We start from the raw sequence: 22,008 nt of genomic DNA, 5'->3' as shown, positions 1-22,008 counted from the left end.
GCGTTTGCATGTAAGGACACTGTTGACACTCTCCGGCACGGGAGGTTATGATTACTCTCAATTATTAATTTTTTCATAATTAAAGCTAATCAAATAATAAATCTTCTTATCAAGAGAGGCAGAGGGATATGGCCCTGTGACGCCTCGGCAGCGGACTCCGGTGACGAATGGAGAACTGTGCCAATTCCATCGAGCTTACCTTACCGATAGGCTCGAAAGATAAGAAGGGCGGTATTTACTAATTTACCCTCTTCTTATTTTGATAAGGAGAGGGTTTTTTGCATTCAAAGGGAGTGGAGGAATCATGATAACCTTCGACAACGTTTCAAAAGCGTATGAAGGAAAAGAAGGAACAGTAACGGCAGTCAAAGACGTGTCGTTTACCGTTAATAAAGGTGATATCTTTGGTGTCATCGGATTCAGCGGTGCAGGGAAGAGTACCCTCGTCCGGTGTGTAAACCTTCTTGAAGAACCTACTGCAGGTGAGGTAAGGGTCAACGGACGGGACATGAAAAGCCTTTCGGCAAAAGAGCTGAGAGAAGCAAGGAAAAAAATCGGCATGATATTTCAGCACTTTAACCTGTGCGAATCCAAGACCGTTTACGCAAATATCGCTATTTCCCTTCAGCTGAGCAAGACGCCGAAAGCGAAAGTAGAAAAGAGAGTAAAGGAGCTTCTGTCCTTTGTTGGTCTGAGCGACAAAGCTGAAAGTTACCCTGATCAGCTTTCGGGAGGTCAGAAGCAGCGGGTGGGTATCGCACGTGCGCTGGCTACTTCACCGGAAGTGCTGTTGTGTGACGAAGCAACATCGGCACTTGATCCTCAAACAACAAAAGCGATTCTCGAGCTGCTGAAAAAAGTGAATCGCGAATTTGGTATTACGATACTTATAATCACGCACGAAATGCCGGTCATTCGTGATATTTGTAACCGGGTTGCAGTAATGGAGAATGGGGAAGTCATTGAGTCGGGCAGCGTATTCGATGTTTTTTCACGTCCACAGGCAAAAACGACGAAGAACTTTGTCAGCTCTGTGATGCAGGACAAGCTCCCGGCCTCGGTGCTTACTCATTTACAGACAGATGGAAAAAATCATCACATCTACCGGATTCTTTTTGAAGGAGAAATGGCGAGTCAGCCTGTCCTGTCAAAAGTGGGAAAGCAGTTTGACCTGGAAGTGAACGTCCTCCACGGCCATATTACCGAGCTTCAGGAAAAGCCGTTCGGCAACCTGATTGTCGAATTCCACGGCGAGTCCCGGCTGATCGAAGAGGCCGTCTCGTTTATCGGAGAAAATTTCACCATAAGGGAGGTGGACATCCATGAGGAGTACTGATTGGAGTACTTTTTGGGTCCGGGTGTGGGAAGCCACCCTTGAAACCCTGGCCATGACAGCTTTTCCTTTAGTCTTTGCCAGCCTGATCGGAATTCCGCTCGGGGTAGCGGTAGTTGTAACACGAAAGGGTCAGTTATTTGAAAACAAAGTAGCCTTTATCATATTAAATACCATTGTTAACATGGTCCGTTCCGTGCCGTTTATTATTTTGCTGGTTGCACTTATCCCATTAACAAGGCTGATCGTAGGCACAACTATTGGAACAACGGCTGCCATGGTCCCGCTCGTGATTTTCGCGGCACCCTTTATTGCCCGTCTCGTTGAAAGCAGCCTTTTGGAAGTCGATCCCGGAGTGACGGAAGCAGCCAAGTCCATGGGAGCAACCCCGTGGCAGATCATCTTCAGATTTTTAATACCCGAAGCTCTGAGCTCACTCGTGCTCAATTTAACCATTGCCACCGTTGGTCTTGTAGGGGCCTCGGCTATGGCAGGGGCAATCGGTTCCGGTGGACTTGGAGACCTGGCCATTGCTTATGGGTATCAGCGTTTCCACACAGACGTTATGATCGTAACGGTGATTCTGCTTATCATTATCGTTCAGGTTATCCAGGCAGGTGGTAACCACTTATCAAGGGCAATCCGCCGCAGGTAACAGATATGTTAATTTCTGAACTCGTGGACATGGGGGAGTTCTGTTCTTGATTTCAATCAGACTCGATCTAAAAAATATTGCCGCAAAGGATGTATAGAGCCGATATCCAGTCTCTTTTCAGCAGGATGTTTTCGCAAAGATTATGGCTTATCGTAAGAGGATGAAGAAGCCGGAGTCTCCTGCGTGAGGAGGCTCACCGGCACCCCGCGGAAAACGAAGGTTACGCAGCTTCATCTACAATAACTGTGTTTATGTCAAAGTACTCTCAACAACCTATAAGGAAAGAGAGTTTCGGTATATCCTTAGGATTTCAATAAGGGGTTATTGCACCTTCGAGATTCTATTTAAAAAAATTGGGGTTTAACAGGAGGAATACAGAAAATGAAGAAAGCATTAACAACAGCGTTATCAGCATTATCTCTTACGGCACTTGCTGCTTGTGGAGGTGGAGAAGACGACGAAAATACAGTAACAGTCGGTGTAAACGGATCAGGTATCCCTTTGTGGGAATACATGGCTGAGAAAGCAGCCGAAGAAGGCATTACGATTGAAATCCAGGAATTCTCCGACTATGTAAGACCAAATATGGCACTGGCCGATGGAGAAGTGGATTTTAACGCATTCCAGACGATTTCCTATTTTGATAATTTCATTGAAGAGCACAATCTGGACCTGGAGCCGATTGCAGGAACGTACATTGCACCTATGGGTCTTTATTCCGATAAATATGAATCTCACGAAGAGATCCCGGAAGGGGCAACCATTGCCGTACCACAGGAAGAAACAAACCAGGGGCGTGCACTTCTCCTTCTTCAGGAAGCAGGATTTATTGAACTCCCTGAAGACTTTGACGGTATTGGAGATGCCAGTGACATCGTGGAAAACCACCATGATCTTAACATTGAAGAAGTACAGGCTGCCCATACACCACGCGTAATTCCTGATGTGGATGCATCCGTTATCAATAACGGTGTTGCAGTAGAGGCTGGCTTTATCCCGGTTAACGATGCCATTTTCATCGAAGACGCAGACGGTGCTGCTGCATATGTAAATATTCTGGCAGTGCAGGCTGAAGACAAAGACAATGAGACACTCCAGCGTATTGCCGAGCTTTATCATGAAGAAGATACTCAGGAGTTTATCATCGACCTTTACGAAAACTCACTTCTACCAACCTTTATTGATGACGTGGATGAACTGAGAGATTATTAATATATAAATGAAGCACCTCGCATAGTTTTACTGTGCGGGGTGTTTTGCCGTTTTGCTGTACTGGTTCTGGGAGCCCGAAAATATGTTAACTTCGGTTTACAAACTTTTAGTAATGTGGAAGGGTGGATTTAAAGAAAGGTTGATAGGAACGATACTGGGAACTTTTTGAAGACAGTTTGCGTAGCTAATAAAGGGATGGTGATTAAGGTGTCATTGAAAAAATCGGTGTTGTACGTGGTTCTTGCCATGTTGTTTATTAGTTTGTTTTTTGCAGGTGATCAACTGTCAGAACAGATGCGTGAACAAATGGCCCGTAATTTTGCGGTAATGCCCTATGTCCTGCTCATTCCGCTAACCGGTTTACCAATGGGTCTCATCATTGGCGTACACTGGCTCATTGGGGAGGTACGGAAAACAGGGAGATGGCTGATCAGGTGGGAGAAGATGATCTTCTTTGGTTTACCCTTTTTGTATCTCATGCTTTACCCGGCTCTTTTCTATTCAAACATTACCTTTCTTATACTACCGGTAAATGCCTTTTCATTGACACTCTTAAATGCCCACAGCGCCATTATTGGAGGATTAGTTCGGATATGCTGTTGTGACGAGCTTTTATAAAGCAGAGGAGAAGTCGGAGAAACGATGAATGATTAAGGAAAGGATGTCCTCAAAAATGAGGACATCCTTTTTTGGGAGATGGTTGGAATATATCGGTCCAATTGCGGCATTTATCCGTCAAAATAGCACGCTTATTGTTCAATCGACAAGAATACCTAAGATTCAACAAGCCTTCTCCAATCCTCCTTCAGGCTCACTTACTGCTCGCGGTTGGCGTAACGTTTAACCGGCCCAATGTATTCATTAAGGGCAAAAGAGCCTTCAATGGCTTTTGAGATAAAGACCTTCGCATCTCTTACAGCTGTTCTTACATCTTTGCCGGTCGCAAGTCCTGCGCAAATAGCGGAAGAGTAGGTGCAGCCTGCACCGTGAGTATAATCCGTGTCGATTTTCTCTGACTCAAGAATTTCAAAATCCTCTCCGTCGTAAAGAACGTCAACGGCTGTTTCTCCGATGGAACCGCCGCCTTTAACAAGAACGTAGTCTGCGCCAAGCTCCTTGATTCTCGCTGCAGCCTGTTTCATGTCATCAAGTGTTTCAATAGGGTTTACGCCGCTCAATTGAGAAGCTTCAAACAGGTTTGGCGTAACAACGGTCGCTTTAGGAACGAGGGCTTCACGGTAGCTTACTGTATGCTCAGGGTGAAGTGGCTCGTCGGCACCTTTACATACCATTACCGGGTCCACAACGACGTTCTTAATGCCTTTTTCATCTATTGTACGGGCAGCCATCTCGATCATCTCACTGGATCCGAGCATGCCTGTTTTCATCGCATCAACACCAACCCCGTCTAGAATGGTTTCAAGCTGCGTTTCAACGAGTTCCATCGGCTGCGGAAATACATTATGGGACCATCCGTTTTTAGGGTCCATTGTTACGATTGTTGTAAGAGCTGTCATTCCGTATACACCAAGCTCCTGGAAGGTTGAAAGGTCAGCCTGGATACCGGCGCCTCCGCTCGTATCCGACCCTGCAATTGTAAGTGCTTTTTTCATTGTAGTACCTCCTAATATGCCTGAGGTCACTGAAAAGTATAATATAACTTTTTCAGTGCCTTTTATTTGAGTTGCAATGGCTCCACTCGGTTGCGCGCATGTTACGAAAAACCCACTCGTACCAGGCTTTTTAATAATGTAACCGTTACGCTCATTGCTTAGAAGGCACTGGAAAAAGGTAAAGAGCGAACTTTTTCAGTGCCTTCTGTCTTACTCTAAAGCTTGTCCTTATTATAGTATAGATGGGCGTGAGAAAAAACCGTGAAAGGCCCTTGTCCAGAAGAAAAGCTATCCATAAAAAACGCCCGGCCTTTTTTACAGGACCGGGCGGGTTAATTGCAGATTAATCGTTCGTTGCCCATTCACCGTTTCTGAATACCGGCTCACGGCTTCCGTCTTCTTTAATTCCATCAATGTTCATGTCAGCTGAGCCGATCATGAAATCAACGTGTGTGATGCTGTTATTGATTCCGAGCTCTTCCTGCTCTTCCTTGCTCATGTCAGGGCCGCCTTCAACACAGAATGCATAGGCGCTTCCAAGAGCAATGTGGTTGGAAGCATTTTCGTCATAAAGTGTGTTGTAGAAAAGGATGCCGGACTGGGAGATTGGAGAACTGTGAGGAACAAGTGCAACCTCACCCAGATAGCGGGCGCCTTCGTCTGTATCAAGAAGGTGTTTAAGTGTTTCGTATCCTTCTTCTGCTTCAAAGTCTACGACCTTACCGTTTTCAAAAGTAAGGGAGAAACCGTCAATCAGGTTACCGCTGTAATTTAAAGGCTTTGTATTGCGGACTGTGCCGTTTACGCCGCCTTTTTTCGGTGCTGTAAACACTTCTTCTGTCGGCATGTTGGCGATGAAGTGAGTGCCTGATGTGTTTGCACTGCCGCCGCCGGCCCATATATGCCCTTCCGGAAGTTCAATTGTAAGGTCTGTTCCTTCAGCAGTGTAGTGAAGGGCTTTATATTTTTGTTCATTAAGAAATGTCGCTTTTGTGTTAAGTGTCACATCGTGATCTTTCCATGCCTGGACAGGGTCTTCCGTATTAACGCGTACAGCTTCAAAGATGGCTTCCCAAAGTTTTTCCTGTGCTTCTTCTTCAGAAGCCTCTGGGAACACTTTCTTAGCCCATCCCGGAGAGGGTGCTGCAGTGACGCACCAGGCAACTTTGTCCGACTGCACAAATTTACGGAAAGTGTTTGTTGCTTCGCCGGCTGTTTTATTGTTTGTTGCAATACGCTCGGCAGGAACACCTTTGAAGAGATCAGGATCTGTTGATTTTATCGTTAAAAATGCAGCTCCGTTTTCTGCAAGTGTCTCAAGTCCACGGGCTTTCCATTCAGGGAATTCCTTAAATGCATCCATAGGTGCCAGGTCGTAGCGGATGCGTGCAGACTCATCGTCATGCCATTCAATATGTACGTTTTTAGCTCCGGCTTCGTAACACTCTTTTACAACCAGGCGGACAAAGTCGGCAGAGGTAACAGGTGCGTTGACTACAACGTCCTGTCCTTCCTGGATGTTGATTCCCATACGGACTGCCAGTTCGGCATATTTAGCAAGCTTTTGTTCGAATTGACTCATAGTGATAACCCCTTTGATATAAAATAGTGACGTCAGTTATGTTTATTTTAACAGTTTACAGTCTTTTTTGAAACTTTAGTAAAAATTGCAGAATCCATTGTGTGATAGTTGATAGAAAAAAGGGTAAAGAGGGTAGTGTATAAGAATATGGGAAATGTATTAAATCGTGTAATCGCGCAGGTTTTATTTGTAAACGAATTGGAAGGTTATTAAAATCAGAGTAGGTATGATGCAGTTTACAGTAAAGAGGTGTCAGTTCAGATGAGAACGTTTTTTCATAACCACCGTTTGTTCATCCTTTGTCTTCTCACTTTGTGGTTAAAGACGTTTATCGTTTCAGCGTTTGTGTTTCAGGTAACGATAAGCAACATCCTTCAGGCAATCGTTTTCATCCTTAATCCTCTTTCATTTATACTTGTGTTCTTTACGATAGGGCTTTTATTTTATGAAAAAGTCCAGCGTTGGTACTTTACAATCCTTTTGCTGCTCCTCAGCATTACCTTGTACAGCAACGCCGTTTATTTTCGGGAATTTACCGACATTATCACGCTGCCTATGCTTGTGATGAGCGGAAATGCGGGAGATCTGAGCACAAGTGTTTTTGAACTCATAAAATGGTACGATATCCTGTTTTTCATAGACTTTATTGTATTTGCACTTCTGTTATGGAAGAGGCCGGGTCTTCTTCCGGTAACGCAGCTCGGTTTCAGTAAAAACCGCAGATTGTTCGCCGTGGCAGGAGTCATTGTCCTCGTGGTCATCGCCCTCTCCCAGGTGGAGAGGCCCCAGAATCCTGAAACCATGACTCATTCCTTTGACAGAGAAGGGCTGATTAAGCGGTACGGCCTGTATAATTTTTATGTCTACGATGCTTTTTTACACACAAGAACCGCGGTTCTGGCTGTGATCTCTGAAGAAGACGACTGGGAAGACATTGAAGATCATTTGTCCCAGTATCGTAAGCCTCCTAATCCGGAAGCATTTGGAATAGCTGAAGGAAAAAACGTCGTGTTCATTTCAATGGAATCAATTGAGAGTTTTGTTATAGGGGAGACGGTGAATGATGAAGAAATCACCCCTTACTTAAACGAACTTATAGAAGATAGCTATTACTTCCCCAACTTTTATGACCAGACCGGACAGGGGAAAACATCAGATGCGGAGTTTATGATCAATACCGGTCTTTATCCCGTGGGCAGGGGGGCTGTTTTTCATACCCACACAGATAACGAATACATGGGACTCCCTGACATGTTAAGGGACGAAGGCTACTACACGGCATCCTTTCACGGGAATGACCGCACGTTCTATAACCGTGATGTCATGTATGGAAACCTCGGGTACGATTATTATTATTCGAAAAGTTATTTTGACGTAACAGAGGAAAACAGTGTGGGCTGGGGTCTTAAGGATATTGATTTCTTTGAGCAGTCCATGGACTATGTCAAGGATCTGCCCGAGCCTTTTTATGCAACGTTTCTGACTTTAACCAATCACTTTCCTTATGAGCTGGATGAAGAGGATCATTTCATTGAGCCGTATACGTCTTCCAGTGACATCCTGAACCGTTATATCCCAACTGTCCGTTATACGGATGAAGCAATCAGGCTGTTCATGGAAGATATGAAAGAAGAGGGCCTCTATGAAGATACCATCTTTGTGCTTTACGGGGACCATTACGGTATTGCGGAGAGTCATAACGAAGCGATGGGGGAGTTCCTCGGTAAAGAGATTGATCCGTTTGAAAATACCCAGCTTGCAAGGGTTCCATTAATCATTCACATTCCCGGCCAGGAAGGGGAAGAGGTTGATACGGTTGCAGGCAAAGTAGATATTAAGCCGACGATCATGAACCTGCTTGGCATACCGGAATATCCCCACGTTCTCTTTGGTACCGATCTGTTATCCAATCAGCGGGAAGACTTTGCGGTCCTCCGGAACGGGACGATTATCTCAAATGAGTACATGTATACCGCAGAAACCTGTTATGACAAGAAAACGAAAGCGCCCACAACCCCGGAGTCATGTGATCCGATCCGTGACCGGGGAGAGTGGGAGATCTTCTACTCCGACAGTATTATTTATGGTGACCTCCTGAGGTTCCGCTAGCCCAAAAACCAGTCTGCCGATAAAGGCAGGCTGGTTTTTGTATCAAAAAATTGTGCGGGGTCTGTCCCCGCACAATTATGCATTGCAGGTTTGACAGTTGTTTGGGGAGGGTAATGGTATACTTCGGGCTCAAAGTGGCTGAGATATTTTAGCGAATTATTGAAGGACCACACTAGTTTTGTCGAACCTGAAAATATATTTTGAATATTTAGAACGTTGCTGGTATAGTTTTGTATTAAACCTCAATAAAAGGAGGGAACAATGATGGCAGGACCATTTACGGATAAGTACGTGAGATATGTTTTAAGCTGGCTGTTGTTTGGTCTGTTCGGTTTTACGTATCTGCTGCAATTTTCATGGAGTTTAGCCTTCGGCAGTGTCCTTGTGGCAGGGGTTCTTACTTTCGGGATCGATTACGTGTGCAGGCAGATTGTAAAAATGAAAACGAACAGGCTTGTTGATGAGATGCCGCAATGCATGGTCGATGCATTTCGCCACGGCAAAGATAAGAGGGGATACCTCGTACTGACCGAGAACTATTTACTTTTTGTACCCGTGCTTGGGAAGGTGCGCACCGTTCTCAATGCGAGTCAGATCGTCAGAAGAGATGTAGATGGCCTTACAGCAGAATTCACTGCGAAATTAAGACATCAGTACAGGAGGTTTACGTTCTCCATTCTTACAAAGCAGAAATTTAAGGAGGCATTTGAGGAAGCCACAAACCCTTCACTTCCATACAAGGGCAAAATGCTGAAGAAAAAGGGTTCGTAAATCAATTGGAAGTGTTCCTCAGCTGCGTGGCTGGAGGAGCATTTTTTGTATGAGGCAATTTCAGCCAAACCGGAAATAAATGCTTTGAAGCCGTTAAAGGGAAATTCTAAGCCGTTAATGTCCTTTATCAACACGTTAAACCGGATCTTTAAGCCGTTAATAACCTCGAATCCCATAAAAACCCCCCGGACCGGGCAGGCACGGTTACACGGGATATCCACAGAATCTTCCTCTTCGAACAAGCACTGAATAGGACTTAAAGAAAAAAACAAGTTACCCACATGTGGATAACAAAAAACTCCCGACAGCTGTACAACTTATCCACGATCCCTTGCTTTTTTATCCACATATGCACATGAAACGAAGAAAAGGATGATCCCGGACGGAGTGCTGTGCACTGGCACCGGGGTCATCCTTTTAATTATTCATTATCCACCGGATACGTCCAGAACCGTTCGGTGTTCATCCGGTCTTTCATCGTTTCATCGTGTTCAAGGAAGCGCTGCTTCATAGTCTGAAACACGCCGGCTGTCTGTGATTCGTGGGCTTCAATGACTTTCATTTTCTGGTCTGCAAATGCACTCACGTCGTGAATAATATCCGGCTCGCCGATGATCTTTTCACAGCCTTCAGAAAAAGCGAGGGCATGAACTGTCGGCCTGCTTTCAGGCGGCATCATCTGAACAGCCTGAATGACCGCTGCGGCCGTAGCATCGTGATCGGGGTGCACGGCATAACCCGGATAAAACGTAATAATAAGAGAAGGATCTACATCATCAATGACTTCTCCGAGCCTGTTTATGAGCATGGCATCGTCTGTGAATTCAATCGTTTTATCTCTCATACCGAACCGTCTTAAGTCCTCAATACCCAAAAGGCGGCATGCTTCTTCAAGCTCTTTTCTGCGGATGTCAGGAAGAGTTTCCCGGTTGGCGATAAGCGGACGCCCCATGTTTCGTCCCATCTCTCCGAGCGTCAGACATACATAAGTGACAGGGGTTCCGTTTTGCGTATGGGAAAGGATTGTTCCGGCAACACCAAATGCTTCATCATCTGGGTGCGGAAAAATAACGAGTACATGTCGTTCCATTGTTGGTTCACATCCTTAAAGTAGGAGTATTATTTGCGGAAAGGTTTTTCACTGAGCTGAAAGGCTATGGCCAGTCTGCCATCAGGATCGTGCCCTGCCAGAAGAACCTGATTGTTATCGTCCACTTCCCAGTCTGTCAGTCCTTCAGCATAAGCCCATCCGCCCTCAAGTTCAAGGCCGATTCGGAAAGGACCCGGGCCGGTGATTTTCCCCTGGACATAGTTTATGCGTGCATTACGCAAAAAGGTCCCTACGGAAAAGAAGCCCTGGTTTTTATGGGAGGCATAGGCACCGTTCGTCGTTTCCAAATGCACATAAAGCTCTTTTCCTGCGAGCTCATCAATCTTTTCCTGAACAAGCTTTTTATCAATCGGTTTCATGACTATTTCCCTCCTCGGGGTCCTTGCTCTGATCTATTGCCATTATATCAAACCTTAGGGCAGAGGATAAAATACGAACGCTTAGTGACTTTGTCCTAATGGTACTAAAAAAGTGAGCGGTTGTCCCAGACGCACGCTCACTTTTGACTATTACCGGCTGGCAGGATGCAACAGGAGGGCCAGCTCCTGTTTTAAGTGGGCGGCGACTGCCTTCATGCCGAACTTTCCGGCCTTTGCTTCTGCCTGGGGGTTATAGTTTGTATTCGTATTTACATCGTATGTGTAGGCTGTTCCATCAGCATCCTCGATAAACTCAATGCCTGCAAAGGTAATGCCGTTAGCTGCAAGAAAAGCTTCATATTTTTCAATAAGAGGGCTGTTAAAGCGGTCAATAATCTCAAACTTCGGCCGGGCGGCTTCCGATTCCGTTGTCGGACATGCGCCTTCACCTATTTCGCATGCCTCTGCAGGGCACAGCTCAAATCCTTCAGACGTATCTACCTGTACGGCATAAAAGAACGTTCCGCCGATAAATTCACAGCGGGTAATCGTCTTTTGAGGCGCATCAATAAACTGCTGGAGGAGAGTGATACCGTCTACAGAGTCATCGAACTGGCCGCCTGAAACGTACCGTTCCAGCGTTTTTGCATCGTCAAACCTCATGACACCAAGACCTTTGCCGGCGCGGTTGTGCTTTGTAATAAAAGGAGCGGGAAAGTTCTTTGCCGCCTTAATAAGCTGGTCTTTTCCCACGGCAGCGACTGTATCGGGGGTGCGGATGCCAAATTGCTTCAACCGCTCATACTGAATGACCTTACTTAACTCAAGAGTCAGGGCCCGGCTGTCATTAAGTACAGTCCGGCCGTGGCTTTCAAGCCAGGTAAGCATAGCGGCTGTGAGTTCAGGGGCAAAGCGGTGCCCTCTTGTATGGGATGAAGCACTCATCCGGTTATAAAAAATTCCTTCAGGCGGTTCTGTCTGCAAATCCACCGTTCCTTCACTCAGGTGCCAGTCTTCAAAAGGAACCTCAAGATCCTTCAGAGCTTTCTTTAAAGATGCCGTCCATTCTTCGTTTTCATGAATAATATATACTTTTGTCATCCAATCGCTCCCTTCATATGCCAATTCCGATAAAGAAGATAGGTTTTATATTATTTTATCAAGACACCTTCCTTTTTGCCACAGCTAACGCTTACATTCCGTAAAAAAACGAGGAGTTTGGTTACAATACAAAAGAATCTTTCAGTGAAAGCGGTATCTTTCCTTATTTGCGTTGCGGTAGAGGGAAGGTTATGGCAACATGTAGGGTATAAAATAAAGAAAAGGTTGACCAAAAAGGTAGCCTTTGAATTAACCTCGAAGCGATAAGCCAACCACTGCCTTCTAAAAAAAGAGCGGTACAGGCGGTCTTCTCCCTGCCGATGGGGCAGCAAGATTGACAGACCACATCCACACAGCACATACATAACAGACGTAAAGAGGAGGACTATACATGAATAAAGGAATTGTAAGTTTAGGTGAAGCCCTTATTGATTTTATTCCGCTTGACGATAACAACGAAACGTTTCAAAAAAGCCCGGGCGGTGCCCCTGCAAATGTAGCTGTAGGTGCAGCGAGGCTCGGGGCAAAGTCCACGTTTCTTGGAAAGGTCGGAGACGACGTTCTTGGACGCTTCCTGGAAGAAACATTAAAAGGGTATAACGTGAACACAGATCACCTGTCCTTTTCCCAGGATGTCCGGACCGGTGTGGTGTTTGTGACCCTTGGTGAGGGCGGGGAAAGAAGCTTTGAATTTTATATTGACCCAAGTGCAGACCGCTTTTTAAAGGAAGATGAAATCGATTCCTCACTGTTTGACGAACACAATCTTGTTCATTTCGGTTCCATCAGTCTGATCAGCGAACCATCCCGCTCGGCAACAATAAAAGCAGTGGATCTTGCACGTGAAAAAGAAGCTATCGTTTCCTATGACCCGAACTTGAGGCTTGGTCTCTGGGAAGATGAAGAGACCGCACGCGAGGCCATCATCTCCATGCTTGATAAAGCTGACGTAGTAAAAATCTCAGAAGAAGAGCTCGAGTTTATTACAGGTGAAAGTGATATTGACGAAGGAGTGAAAGCACTCAGCCAGTATGAAATTCCTCTCGTACTCGTCACATTGGGCGGCGAAGGGAGCTATGTGTTTACCTGCGGTGAAAAGCTGCACGTTCCCGCTATGAAAGTGGATGCAGTAGATACGACGGGAGCAGGAGATGCGTTCGTTTCAGGCATGCTCTATCAGCTTCACAACAGCGCCAAGCCCATCCGTGAGCTGACTGCTGAAGAAGTTGCTGAGATGGCCGGATTTGCAAGTGTATCGGGGGGACTGGCCGCGTCCACAAAAGGCGCAATGACAGCTCTTCCAACTTTGGATAAAGTAAAGGAAATTCTATCCGGACAAGGCAGGGAAAAGCGATGACAGAAAGAGAACAAGCCCTAATTGCACAGGCCGATGATGAAGTGGCAAAGCACGAAGAGAACATAAAGAACGATCCATACCGGCTAACCTATCACCTAATGTCTCCTGTTGGTCTGATCAATGATCCGAACGGCTGGATTCAGTGGAACGGCATGTATCATATGTTTTACCAGTGGAATCCCTTTAAGGCGGGGCACGGCGCGAAGTTCTGGGGTCACTATACGTCCACAGATCTTGTGAACTGGAAGCATGAACCCATCGCCCTTGCACCGAGTGAGTGGTATGAAAAAAACGGCTGTTACTCGGGAAGTGCCGTAGACCTTGACGGCAAACTCACGCTCTTTTACACAGGAAACGTGAAAGATGAACAAGGCAACCGTGAGTCTTATCAGTGTATCGCTCAGTCGGAAGACGGGATTACCTTTGACAAGCAGGGCCCTGTCATTGATGGACTGCCTGAAGGATATACTGCCCACTTCAGAGACCCGAAAGTGTGGAAGCTTAACGGCATGTGGTACCTGGTAATCGGTGCTCAGACAGAGGACCTGAAGGGGCATGCCCTTTTATACCGCTCCGGGGACGGCCGGGATTGGACAAACCTCGGTCCGGTGGCAGGAGCCGGGATCCCGCCCCTTCAGTCCTTCGGCTATATGTGGGAATGTCCCGACATGTTCAGCCTGGGCGATAAGGACGTGATGATTGTTTCCCCTCAGGGGCTTGATCCTGAAGGCATGCATTATCACAACACATACCAGGCCGGCTATTTCGTAGGTGAACTTGACTATGAGACGCCGAAATTTCACCACGGAGCCTTTGATGAGCTCGATCGCGGCTTTGAATTTTACGCACCCCAGACAACAGAAGATGAGAAAGGAAGACGGATTCTTGTAGGATGGATGGGTGTACCGGATCAGCAGGAAGACCAGCACCCGACGGTCGATAACGGCTGGATCCACTGTCTTACGATTCCCCGCGAGCTGCGTCTGCAGGGGGACCGTCTGATCCAGGTGCCTGTAGAAGAGCTAAAAGACATGCGCACCGGTGAAGTAGAGCATACTGCGGCCAACTTGCAAGCCGGATCACAGATGTTGGAAGACGTATCAGGGGACGTAGCTGAGCTTGAGCTTACGGACTTCTCAGATCTACCTTCGTTTTTTGAAGTAGAGCTCCGGGGCACTGCCCGTCTCATTTACGACAGGGAAGGAAAGGTCCTCACATTGGAGCGTAAAAACTTCGCCGACCGTCTGACAGAAAAGCGTCAGTGTCACCTTGAGGAACTGAGGTCTATCAGGATATTCATGGACACCTCTTCTCTTGAGATCTTTGTGAACGGAGGAGAGGAAGTATTCACACTCAGATACTTCCCTTCACCTCAAGCGCGAGACATTACATTTACTTCATCGGAAAAGGCCGTTGTTACGGTGAAGAAGTGGGGACTGAAGGGGTAGGGGCACAGAGAGAATGTCGAACCTTAACGAATTCTCCATAAATCCACTAAACTTCTGCATAAAAGACGTTAAAGCTCTGCATAAACCATTAAAACTCTCTCTATAAATACGCTGAAGTCTCTCCATAAAAAAACCTGAGGCACCGCCCCCCGCGTGCCTCAGGTCTTTTTTATGTACTTTTTTCTGCTATCTGGCCAGTGCCTTGGTGATTGCTTCTCGAATCCGCACTTCATCAAAAGGTTTCACGATGAAGTCGATCGCCCCGTGCTTGATGGCGTCCATTACCATACCCTGCTGTCCCATTGCGGAGCACATCAGGACTTTTGCACCGGGGTTTTTCGCTTTTATTTCTTTTAATGCCTCAATTCCGTTCATCTCGGGCATTGTAATATCCATCGTAACGACGTCAGGTTTTATTTCATCATACAGCTTAACGGCTTCTTTACCGTTAGCAGCTTCTCCCACCACTTCGTATCCCGCATCGGTGACAATTTTCTTCAGGGTCATTCGCATAAACGCTGCATCATCAGTAATTAACAGTCTGCCCACCAAAACTCCTCCTTTGAACCTGGGTATATTGTCCTTGTTCCCTTAAATATAGTCATAATAATACTGTCTGTCAATTACCAATTTCCAGTTAACCGGTACTTCCTACAAGGAAAAAGAGATCTTTTCCCGTATACTTATAAGAGAGCAGAGCGTTTAACGTCGTTATTAAATAGGAGTGAAACGATGAGTGAACAAGTGAGCAAGCTCAAAGCGCTGTTTGATGAAAACAAAAATGCGGCAAATGCGGGCCCGATGGAAGCTTACATGAAACATCACTTCCCTTTTTTAGGGATCAAAGCTCCTGAACGCACCAGACTGACACGGCAGTTTCTCAATGAAACAGCTATACACAAGGGAAAAACGCTGCCAGTTTCTTTTTTAAAGGAGCTGTGGGCCCTTCCGGAAAGAGAATACCATTACACCGCCATTGACTTTACGCAACGGATGCATAAAGTCTATGAAAAAGAACACCTTCCCTTTTTTGAAGAACTGATTGTGACAAATTCCTGGTGGGACAGTGTTGACGGGCTTGCCCCGAATGTTCTGGGGCCTTATTTTAAAGCGTACCCGGACCGACTCCATCACGCGGATAAATGGGCTCTGCATGAGAATATGTGGCTCCGTCGGACAGCGATTTTATATCAGCTCAAAGAAAAAGAACAAACCGACGAGGAGCGGTTATTCCGCTACTGCAGACAGAACGCTCAAGACCCTGAATTCTTTATCAGAAAAGCAATCGGCTGGGCTCTAAGGGAATATTCCAAAACGAAGCCAGAACCGGTTGAGAATTTTATCGAAAAAGAGTCGTTATCAAACCTCAGTAAACGGGAAGGTTTAAAACAGATTCAACGTGTAAAAAAGGAGTGTAGCTGGTGATCACATTTGACATGGAGAGGATCACAAACGAACACCGCAAAGAGCTGGAGGACTTCTTCAGTGCTTATTGGGGAGACGACAGAATGGTCTACTCCCACGGGGTTTATCAGTGCAGTGAGCTGGAAGGCTTTATCGCCCATGACGGGGAATCGATCGTCGGGGCCGTAACATTTTACGATCATAAAGAGGAGAATGTAAGGGAGGTCATCTCCCTTGACAGCCTGATAGAACGAAACGGAGTAGGCGGCAACCTGATGGAGCTAGTTGAAAATGATGCCATTACGAGAGGACTTGAAGAACTTTGTCTTGTGACTACAAACGATAACATTCACGCCCTTGGTTTTTACCAGAAGCGAGGGTACAAGCTCGTGGAAATAAGACAGGACGCGGTGGAGAAATGCCGTAAAATAAAACCTCAGATTCCTCTCACAGGCACGAATGATATAGAGATCCGTGATGAATGGGTGATGAAAAAGCCGGTTCAGACACAATCGTAATTGAATGCAGGCAGGTGAGACTGGTGAAAATCATAACAAACGACTGGGAAGATCATATCGGAGAGGAATTTTCCAAACCTTATTATAAGGAGTTACGCGCATTCCTCGTTGAAGAATACAACAAAAAAGCCATCTTCCCCCCAATGCACGATATTTATAATGCTCTCAATACAACGTCATTTAAAAACACAAAAGTCGTGATTCTCGGACAGGACCCTTATCACGGTCCGAATCAGGCCCACGGCTTAAGCTTTTCCGTAAAGCCTGGCGAAAGGGTTCCTCCGTCCCTGAGGAACATGTATCAAGAGCTGAACGCAGATCTTGGCTGCCCGGTTCCGGAACACGGTTATTTACAAAAGTGGGCAGAAGAAGGCGTCCTTTTATTAAATACCGTTCTAACTGTGCGGAAGGGAGAAGCAGGATCCCACCAGGGCAGAGGATGGGAAACGTTCACCGACCAGGTAATCCGGACCCTTAATGAACGCAGCCGGCCTGTTGTATTTATGTTGTGGGGGAAACAAGCACAGAAAAAGCAGGAGCTTATTACAAACCGCCGGCATCTGGTCATTAACTCCCCGCACCCGAGTCCATTTTCCGCCAGACGGGGCTTTTTTGGCAGCCGTCCTTTTTCAAGAGCGAACGCATTTTTGCAAGAAACAGGTTCAGGAAAGGTTGACTGGACTTTGCCTGTAACCGTTGACCAGACAGAGGAGGAGACAGTATGAAATCCATCCACGAACGAACAACGCTGAATAACGGGGTTAAAATGCCGTGGCTCGGCCTCGGTGTTTATAAGGCTGAGGACGGCAGGGAAGTGATCAACACGATCAAAGAAGCCGTGAGTGCCGGTTACAGAAGCATTGATACTGCTGCAATTTATGAAAATGAAGAAGGTGTCGGAGAAGCAATCAGACAGGTGAATGTGCCCCGTGAAGAGCTGTTTATCACAACCAAGGTATGGAATGACCGACACGGATATGATGAAGCCATAAAGGCTTTTGAGGAAAGCAGGGAAAAGCTCGGTGTTGATGTGATTGACCTGTATCTTATCCACTGGCCGGTAACAGGCAAATTCACGGAGACGTGGAAAGCCCTGGAACATCTTTATAAAGAAGGGCGTGTCCGGGCGATCGGGGTGAGTAACTTTAACATTCACCACTTGGAAACTCTCCTGGAAGAAGCCGAAATCGTGCCTGCCGTTAACCAAATGGAGTACCATCCGTTACTGGCACTCCCGGAGCTGCATGCGTTCTGTAAAGAAAAAGGCATTCAGCTTGAAGCCTGGAGCCCCTTAACACGGGGCCGCATTTTTGACGATCCGATTATCAGGTCCATTGCCGAGAAACACGGTAAATCACCGGCTCAGATTATCCTGCGCTGGGATCTTCAAAATGAAGTGGTGACGATCCCTAAATCGGTAACACCATCAAGAATCCGTGAGAATGCAGCCATCTTTGACTTCGAGCTCGATCAGGAAGACATGGACAAAATCAACAGCATGAACAAAAACCACCGCTTCAGCGGAGACCCGGATACATTTGCATAAGTCATATCAAAAGGCACGCTTCACGCCTTTTGATATGACGAAGCAATGAGCGAAGCCATTGCAAAAAGAGATACTGAAAGGCACGCTTCACGCCTTTTGATATGACGAAGCAATGAGCGAAGCCGCTACTGTCACTTGAAGCCTGTCGCGGCGTACTTCCGCGACAGGCGTGCAGCGAGCGAAGCCATTGCAAAAAGAGATACTAAAAGGCACGCTTCACGCCTTTTGATATGACGAAGCAATGAGCGAAGCCGCTGCTGTCACTTGAAGCCTGTCGCGTTTTGACAGGCACTGTTTCACCAGAAAATCTGTTACCAAAAATGGATTGTTGTTTTAGAAAAGCAGATGCAGCCGAAATGCCCGAGACTCCTGCGGGAGTGGGAGTCAGGGTGAGACCCCGCAGAGCGAAGCTCGCGGAGGCTCACCGGCGCCCCCGCGGAAAGCGAAGGGCATTTCGGATGCATCTGTATCTTCGCAATTGAGAAAATCCTAATAAAGAGATCCAACTGAAAGGAAGATCATGATGCAGACTGAAAAACCGAAAATAGGCTTTATCGGCACCGGTGTAATGGGTAAAAGCATGGCCGGTCACTTGATTGATGCCGGATACAACATACATGTCTATACCCGTACAAAAGAAAAAGCAGACCCGCTGCTTAATCGCGGAGCCACCTGGTGTGATAACCCGGCTGACATAGCCCGCTTAAGTGATATCATCATTACTATTGTAGGCTATCCCGAAGACGTGGAAGAAATCTACTCTGGAGAATCCGGCCTCCTGGTGAATGCAAAAGAAGGAACTATATTAATAGACATGACCACATCGTCACCTCTGCTGGCAGAGCGGTTACATAACGAAGGGAAAAATCATGGTGTACACGTATTGGATGCCCCTGTTTCCGGTGGAGATATCGGCGCAAAAGAAGGAAGACTTGCCATTATGGTCGGGGGCGAAGAAAGTGCCTTTGAACAAGCACGTCCTGTTCTGTTGCATCTAGGTACAAATATCGTATACCAGGGACAGGCTGGCAGCGGCCAGCATACAAAGATGAGCAATCAGATCGCTATTGCAGGCACGATGCTTGGTGCCAGTGAAGCCCTCGCATATGCAAAAAATGCTGGGCTTGAGCCTGAACAGGTATTGAAGAGCATTGAAACCGGTGCAGCAGGGAGCTGGACATTAAGCAACCTTGTTCCAAGGATGATCCAGGAAGATTACAGTCCCGGATTTTTTATCAAACATTTCATCAAGGATATGAAAATAGCCCTGGATGTAGCAGAAGAACTGAATCTCCGCACCCCCGGTCTGAGGCTTGCAAAAGAGCTTTACGAAGAGCTGGCTGAGAATGGAGAGGCTGATTCAGGGACCCAGGCACTCATCAAATACTATCTATCAAAATAAGGAAGTTTTTAAACAGAAGGAGGAGGGTCGATATGTGTCGAACCTTCTTCTTTTTTTATGGCGAAATGACCATGAAAATGGGAAAACTACTGTAACAACCCTGCAAAAATATGTTCATCTTCGTAAAGAAAGTGAAAAAAATGTCGTATTATCTCCACATAAAATCTGCCGATATACTATAATGAGACTAACGAAGAATGTTGCAAGGGAGAAAATAAAATGTTTCAAACGCTAAGAGCCAAGCTGCTGATCTTTTTTCTGCTTGTAACTTTTATTCCTCTGAGTGTTGTCGGGGTGATGGGTTACTATGCTCAAAAAAGCGAGCTTACTGCCAATCTGGAAAACTCCTTGTCGACACACACGCAAAGCCTGTCGGCTGAAATAGAAACCTTTATAAAAGAACGATTATATGATGTTGAATACCTTGCAAGAAACCCGATCATCAGTGACGAAGAATCAGGAACCCAGGAAGTTCGTCAGCAGTTTAACCAGTTTCTTTCCATTCATGATATTTATTTTGGTGTTGTCCTTTCAGACACAGAAGGAATGGTTATTGCAGACACCGATAATAACATTGTCGGCTCCGATATAGCGGACAGGGAATGGTATGAACATTCCATGGATGGAGAATCATTTGTATCGGATATGTATTATTCTCCAGTTATTGATGAAAGTGTCATTGTTTTATCTTCCCCTGTATTTAATACACAGGACGATATTATCGGAGTGATTACGCCGCTCTTTGATCTTGAAGAACTCACCAAAACCCTTCAGAATTTTAACCGCTCACAGCAGGCCGGGGATTCAGAAAGTTATGCCTTTCTTATAAACGGGGATGGTATTGTCATTGCACATCCGAACCAGTCCAAGGTACTTGAGGTTAATTACTTCGACCGGTTTAATACTTCTGCAGAAGAAGTGAGGATTCTTGCAGAAAATCAGACTCTGACTACCTACTCTGGTGAAGACGAAGTTCATGCTTTCTCTGAAATCGCCCAGGTTCCCGGCTTTCAGAATGACTGGTATATCGGTGTTGCTGCGGACGGTACTGAGCTGTACGCACCGCTTACACGGCTTTTGTATCAGTATCTGATTGTATTTGGTCTTGTTTTATTAATTATGACGTTTGCTGTATTCCGTCTCTCCCGCTATATCGTAAGACCGGTAGAACAGCTGGTGGACGCTACAACGGATGTGGCATTCGGCAAGCGCACAGCACCCAAGTATGTAACGGCTTACGAAGAGGTTAACCGTCTTAACAATACGTTTGATGAAATGATGAGAAAATTGGAAGAACGGGAAAAGGGTCACAAGAAAAGCTCTCTTATTCTTGAAACAACCGATAATGGTGTGTTTGCCCTGAACCGTTTTACGAGGGAAGTAAGTCTGTTTAACCGTCAGTGTGAAGAAGTGTTCGGTGTTTCAAGAGAGAATGTGATAGGACAAAAAGCGTGCACTGTTGCCGGTGAAGCTGAAGCATTCCGGACATTTTTAACCGCGTCCCAGCTTGTAGATCTTCTCGGCAAGGACGAAGTGAAAAAAACCTTTGAAATTGAATGCTTAATCGATAACAAACCACATTATTTTTATCTGAGTGTCTCGTCACTGCCGAGCATGGCTGACGAATCCGTTCATGAAGACCTACTCGTCGTTTTTCATGACCTGACTGAAAAAAGGCTTATGGAACGGGAACTGATGCGCTCTGAAAAACTGAAAGTAGTAGGGGAAATGTCGGCTGGACTTGCCCATGAAATCCGCAATCCTCTTACGACAATCCGCGGATTTATTCAGCTTTTTGACTCAAAGAAAGAAGCCTCGAACGAACGTTATTACAACTTGATTATAAAAGAAATTGACAGAGTCAACGGTATTCTTACAGACCTTATGAACATTGCTAATCCGAAACTGTCTGAGAAACCCCGGGAAACGAACCTGGAACTTCTCATCGATGACCTGCTTTTACTGCATCAGTCACAGATGAAGAAAAAAGGCATTGAAGTGAATACGTATTTTCACGGCAGGCTGCCCGCTGTTTATCTTGATGCCAATAAGATTCAGCAGGTATTTCTGAACCTTTTACAAAACGCCTGCGATGCCATGGAGGCAGGTGGCAGGCTGACGGTCAGCACAAGCTACCGCAAACAGGAAGAGGAGATTGTGATTTCTTTTGCCGATACAGGTATCGGAATGGATGAACGAACCATTGAAAAGCTTGGTACCCCGTTTTATACAACGAAGGAATCGGGAACCGGGCTCGGCCTTACTACAAGCTATCGGATTATTGAAGAGCTTGAGGGTACGATTTCTGTTACTTCGAAAAAAGGCGTCGGTACGACGTTCTCTGTCCATATACCGGCAGACGAAGAAAAACCAGAGGAAAAGACCGGGACGGATGACTAGGGAAATATACCCTGTTCATCCGTCTTTTTTTATAGTTGGAATTAGTTGTTTCAATTTTCTTTTTATTTTTTTAGTGATAAAGTGGAA

20 protein-coding genes and 1 riboswitch are annotated in these 22,008 nt (G+C 46.0%); of the genes, 14 read left to right on the top strand and 6 right to left on the bottom strand.

What is annotated here, in order from left to right; genetic code table 11:
- Window positions 1-103: 103 nt before the first annotated feature.
- Window positions 104-226: riboswitch (SAM riboswitch) on the top strand.
- Window positions 227-304: 78 nt separating this feature from the next.
- From EBO34_RS14480 to EBO34_RS14465, 4 genes are all read left to right on the top strand, one after another.
- Complete coding sequence (locus EBO34_RS14480) at window positions 305-1,336, top strand: methionine ABC transporter ATP-binding protein (RefSeq protein ID WP_122899764.1); 1,032 nt, start codon at window positions 305-307, stop codon at window positions 1,334-1,336.
- Window positions 1,323-1,988, top strand: a complete 666-nt coding sequence (locus EBO34_RS14475) for a methionine ABC transporter permease (RefSeq protein WP_122899762.1) — start codon at window positions 1,323-1,325, stop codon at window positions 1,986-1,988. Before EBO34_RS14480 ends, EBO34_RS14475 begins: the two co-directional genes overlap by 14 nt.
- A 381-nt stretch (window positions 1,989-2,369) precedes the next feature.
- Window positions 2,370-3,200, top strand: a complete 831-nt coding sequence (locus tag EBO34_RS14470; protein WP_122899761.1) for a MetQ/NlpA family ABC transporter substrate-binding protein — start codon at window positions 2,370-2,372, stop codon at window positions 3,198-3,200.
- Window positions 3,201-3,407: 207 nt separating this feature from the next.
- Window positions 3,408-3,818: a hypothetical protein gene (locus EBO34_RS14465; protein WP_122899759.1), complete on the top strand. Its 411-nt coding sequence runs from the start codon at window positions 3,408-3,410 to the stop codon at window positions 3,816-3,818.
- A 197-nt stretch (window positions 3,819-4,015) separates the two neighbouring features.
- Here the strand turns inward: EBO34_RS14465 and pdxK are convergent, their stop codons facing one another.
- Both pdxK and EBO34_RS14455 read right to left on the bottom strand, forming a co-directional pair.
- Complete coding sequence (pdxK, locus tag EBO34_RS14460) at window positions 4,016-4,813, bottom strand: pyridoxine/pyridoxal/pyridoxamine kinase (RefSeq protein ID WP_122899756.1); 798 nt, start codon at window positions 4,811-4,813, stop codon at window positions 4,016-4,018.
- Between the two features lie 343 nt (window positions 4,814-5,156).
- Window positions 5,157-6,395, bottom strand: coding sequence for an aminopeptidase (locus EBO34_RS14455; RefSeq protein WP_122899754.1), 1,239 nt, complete (start codon window positions 6,393-6,395; stop codon window positions 5,157-5,159).
- Between the two features lie 261 nt (window positions 6,396-6,656).
- On the opposite strand from EBO34_RS14455, the gene EBO34_RS14450 reads away from it, so the two are divergent.
- Window positions 6,657-8,504, top strand: coding sequence for an LTA synthase family protein (locus tag EBO34_RS14450; RefSeq protein ID WP_122899751.1), 1,848 nt, complete (start codon window positions 6,657-6,659; stop codon window positions 8,502-8,504).
- 264 nt (window positions 8,505-8,768) lie between these two features.
- Window positions 8,769-9,275 (top strand): hypothetical protein, encoded by a 507-nt coding sequence (locus EBO34_RS14445; protein ID WP_122899749.1) that lies wholly within the window; start codon window positions 8,769-8,771, stop codon window positions 9,273-9,275.
- A 421-nt stretch (window positions 9,276-9,696) separates the two neighbouring features.
- Here EBO34_RS14445 and bshB2 read toward each other — a convergent pair whose 3' ends face one another.
- The 3 genes from bshB2 to EBO34_RS14425 all read right to left on the bottom strand — a co-directional run bounded on the left by bshB2 (window position 9,697) and on the right by EBO34_RS14425 (window position 11,846).
- The gene (gene bshB2 / locus EBO34_RS14435; RefSeq protein ID WP_122899745.1) at window positions 9,697-10,365 is read right to left on the bottom strand and encodes a bacillithiol biosynthesis deacetylase BshB2; all 669 of its coding nucleotides are present in this window, start codon (window positions 10,363-10,365) and stop codon (window positions 9,697-9,699) included.
- Between the two features lie 29 nt (window positions 10,366-10,394).
- Complete coding sequence (locus EBO34_RS14430; protein ID WP_122899743.1) at window positions 10,395-10,745, bottom strand: YojF family protein; 351 nt, start codon at window positions 10,743-10,745, stop codon at window positions 10,395-10,397.
- A 150-nt stretch (window positions 10,746-10,895) separates the two neighbouring features.
- The gene (locus EBO34_RS14425) at window positions 10,896-11,846 is read right to left on the bottom strand and encodes an ATP-grasp domain-containing protein (protein ID WP_122899741.1); all 951 of its coding nucleotides are present in this window, start codon (window positions 11,844-11,846) and stop codon (window positions 10,896-10,898) included.
- 391 nt (window positions 11,847-12,237) lie between these two features.
- Here EBO34_RS14425 and EBO34_RS14420 point away from each other — a divergent pair, with 391 nt between their 5' ends.
- Complete coding sequence (locus EBO34_RS14420; protein WP_122899739.1) at window positions 12,238-13,203, top strand: aminoimidazole riboside kinase; 966 nt, start codon at window positions 12,238-12,240, stop codon at window positions 13,201-13,203.
- Window positions 13,200-14,651, top strand: a complete 1,452-nt coding sequence (locus EBO34_RS14415) for a glycoside hydrolase family 32 protein (RefSeq protein WP_122899737.1) — start codon at window positions 13,200-13,202, stop codon at window positions 14,649-14,651. The genes EBO34_RS14420 and EBO34_RS14415 overlap by 4 nt, the downstream gene beginning before the upstream one ends.
- Window positions 14,652-14,837: 186 nt before the next feature.
- On the opposite strand, the gene EBO34_RS14410 is transcribed toward EBO34_RS14415, so the two are convergent.
- On the bottom strand, window positions 14,838-15,200 hold the full coding sequence (locus EBO34_RS14410; RefSeq protein WP_221175154.1) for a response regulator: 363 nt from the start codon (window positions 15,198-15,200) through the stop codon (window positions 14,838-14,840).
- Window positions 15,201-15,383: 183 nt separating this feature from the next.
- On the opposite strand from EBO34_RS14410, the gene EBO34_RS14405 reads away from it, so the two are divergent.
- The 6 genes from EBO34_RS14405 to EBO34_RS14375 all read left to right on the top strand — a co-directional run bounded on the left by EBO34_RS14405 (window position 15,384) and on the right by EBO34_RS14375 (window position 21,921).
- Window positions 15,384-16,076 carry a DNA alkylation repair protein gene (locus EBO34_RS14405; protein ID WP_122899733.1) on the top strand — a complete coding sequence of 231 codons (693 nt, stop codon included), beginning with the start codon at window positions 15,384-15,386 and terminating at the stop codon, window positions 16,074-16,076.
- The gene (locus EBO34_RS14400; protein ID WP_249414101.1) at window positions 16,073-16,573 is read left to right on the top strand and encodes a GNAT family N-acetyltransferase; all 501 of its coding nucleotides are present in this window, start codon (window positions 16,073-16,075) and stop codon (window positions 16,571-16,573) included. Before EBO34_RS14405 ends, EBO34_RS14400 begins: the two co-directional genes overlap by 4 nt.
- A gap of 20 nt (window positions 16,574-16,593) precedes the next feature.
- Entirely contained in the window at window positions 16,594-17,298 is a 705-nt protein-coding gene (locus EBO34_RS14395) for a uracil-DNA glycosylase (protein WP_183163902.1), read from the top strand.
- Window positions 17,295-18,119, top strand: a complete 825-nt coding sequence (locus tag EBO34_RS14390; RefSeq protein ID WP_122899731.1) for an aldo/keto reductase — start codon at window positions 17,295-17,297, stop codon at window positions 18,117-18,119. Before EBO34_RS14395 ends, EBO34_RS14390 begins: the two co-directional genes overlap by 4 nt.
- A gap of 520 nt (window positions 18,120-18,639) precedes the next feature.
- Window positions 18,640-19,521, top strand: coding sequence for an NAD(P)-dependent oxidoreductase (locus EBO34_RS14385; RefSeq protein WP_122899729.1), 882 nt, complete (start codon window positions 18,640-18,642; stop codon window positions 19,519-19,521).
- Between the two features lie 219 nt (window positions 19,522-19,740).
- A complete protein-coding gene (locus tag EBO34_RS14375; protein ID WP_122899725.1) occupies window positions 19,741-21,921 on the top strand; it encodes a cache domain-containing protein in 2,181 nt (726 codons plus the stop codon).
- The last annotated feature ends 87 nt before the right edge of the window (window positions 21,922-22,008 follow it).

This window comes from Alteribacter keqinensis (assembly GCF_003710255.1).
Lineage (GTDB): Bacteria > Bacillota > Bacilli > Bacillales > Salisediminibacteriaceae > Alteribacter > Alteribacter keqinensis.
This window is presented reverse-complemented; position numbering and strand designations above follow the sequence as displayed.

Bases quoted from the DNA above. Each gene is read 5' to 3' on its own strand.
- EBO34_RS14480 (WP_122899764.1), top strand. From the start codon at position 305: ATGATAACCTTCGACAACGTTTCAAAAGCGTATGAAGGAAAAGAAGGA.
- EBO34_RS14475 (WP_122899762.1), top strand. From the start codon at position 1,323: ATGAGGAGTACTGATTGGAGTACTTTTTGGGTCCGGGTGTGGGAAGCC.
- EBO34_RS14470 (WP_122899761.1), top strand. From the start codon at position 2,370: ATGAAGAAAGCATTAACAACAGCGTTATCAGCATTATCTCTTACGGCA.
- pdxK (WP_122899756.1), bottom strand. From the start codon at position 4,813: ATGAAAAAAGCACTTACAATTGCAGGGTCGGATACGAGCGGAGGCGCC.
- EBO34_RS14455 (WP_122899754.1), bottom strand. From the start codon at position 6,395: ATGAGTCAATTCGAACAAAAGCTTGCTAAATATGCCGAACTGGCAGTC.
- EBO34_RS14450 (WP_122899751.1), top strand. From the start codon at position 6,657: ATGAGAACGTTTTTTCATAACCACCGTTTGTTCATCCTTTGTCTTCTC.
- EBO34_RS14445 (WP_122899749.1), top strand. From the start codon at position 8,769: ATGGCAGGACCATTTACGGATAAGTACGTGAGATATGTTTTAAGCTGG.
- bshB2 (WP_122899745.1), bottom strand. From the start codon at position 10,365: ATGGAACGACATGTACTCGTTATTTTTCCGCACCCAGATGATGAAGCA.
- EBO34_RS14430 (WP_122899743.1), bottom strand. From the start codon at position 10,745: ATGAAACCGATTGATAAAAAGCTTGTTCAGGAAAAGATTGATGAGCTC.
- EBO34_RS14425 (WP_122899741.1), bottom strand. From the start codon at position 11,846: ATGACAAAAGTATATATTATTCATGAAAACGAAGAATGGACGGCATCT.
- EBO34_RS14420 (WP_122899739.1), top strand. From the start codon at position 12,238: ATGAATAAAGGAATTGTAAGTTTAGGTGAAGCCCTTATTGATTTTATT.
- EBO34_RS14415 (WP_122899737.1), top strand. From the start codon at position 13,200: ATGACAGAAAGAGAACAAGCCCTAATTGCACAGGCCGATGATGAAGTG.
- EBO34_RS14405 (WP_122899733.1), top strand. From the start codon at position 15,384: ATGAGTGAACAAGTGAGCAAGCTCAAAGCGCTGTTTGATGAAAACAAA.
- EBO34_RS14390 (WP_122899731.1), top strand. From the start codon at position 17,295: ATGAAATCCATCCACGAACGAACAACGCTGAATAACGGGGTTAAAATG.
- EBO34_RS14385 (WP_122899729.1), top strand. From the start codon at position 18,640: ATGATGCAGACTGAAAAACCGAAAATAGGCTTTATCGGCACCGGTGTA.
- EBO34_RS14375 (WP_122899725.1), top strand. From the start codon at position 19,741: ATGTTTCAAACGCTAAGAGCCAAGCTGCTGATCTTTTTTCTGCTTGTA.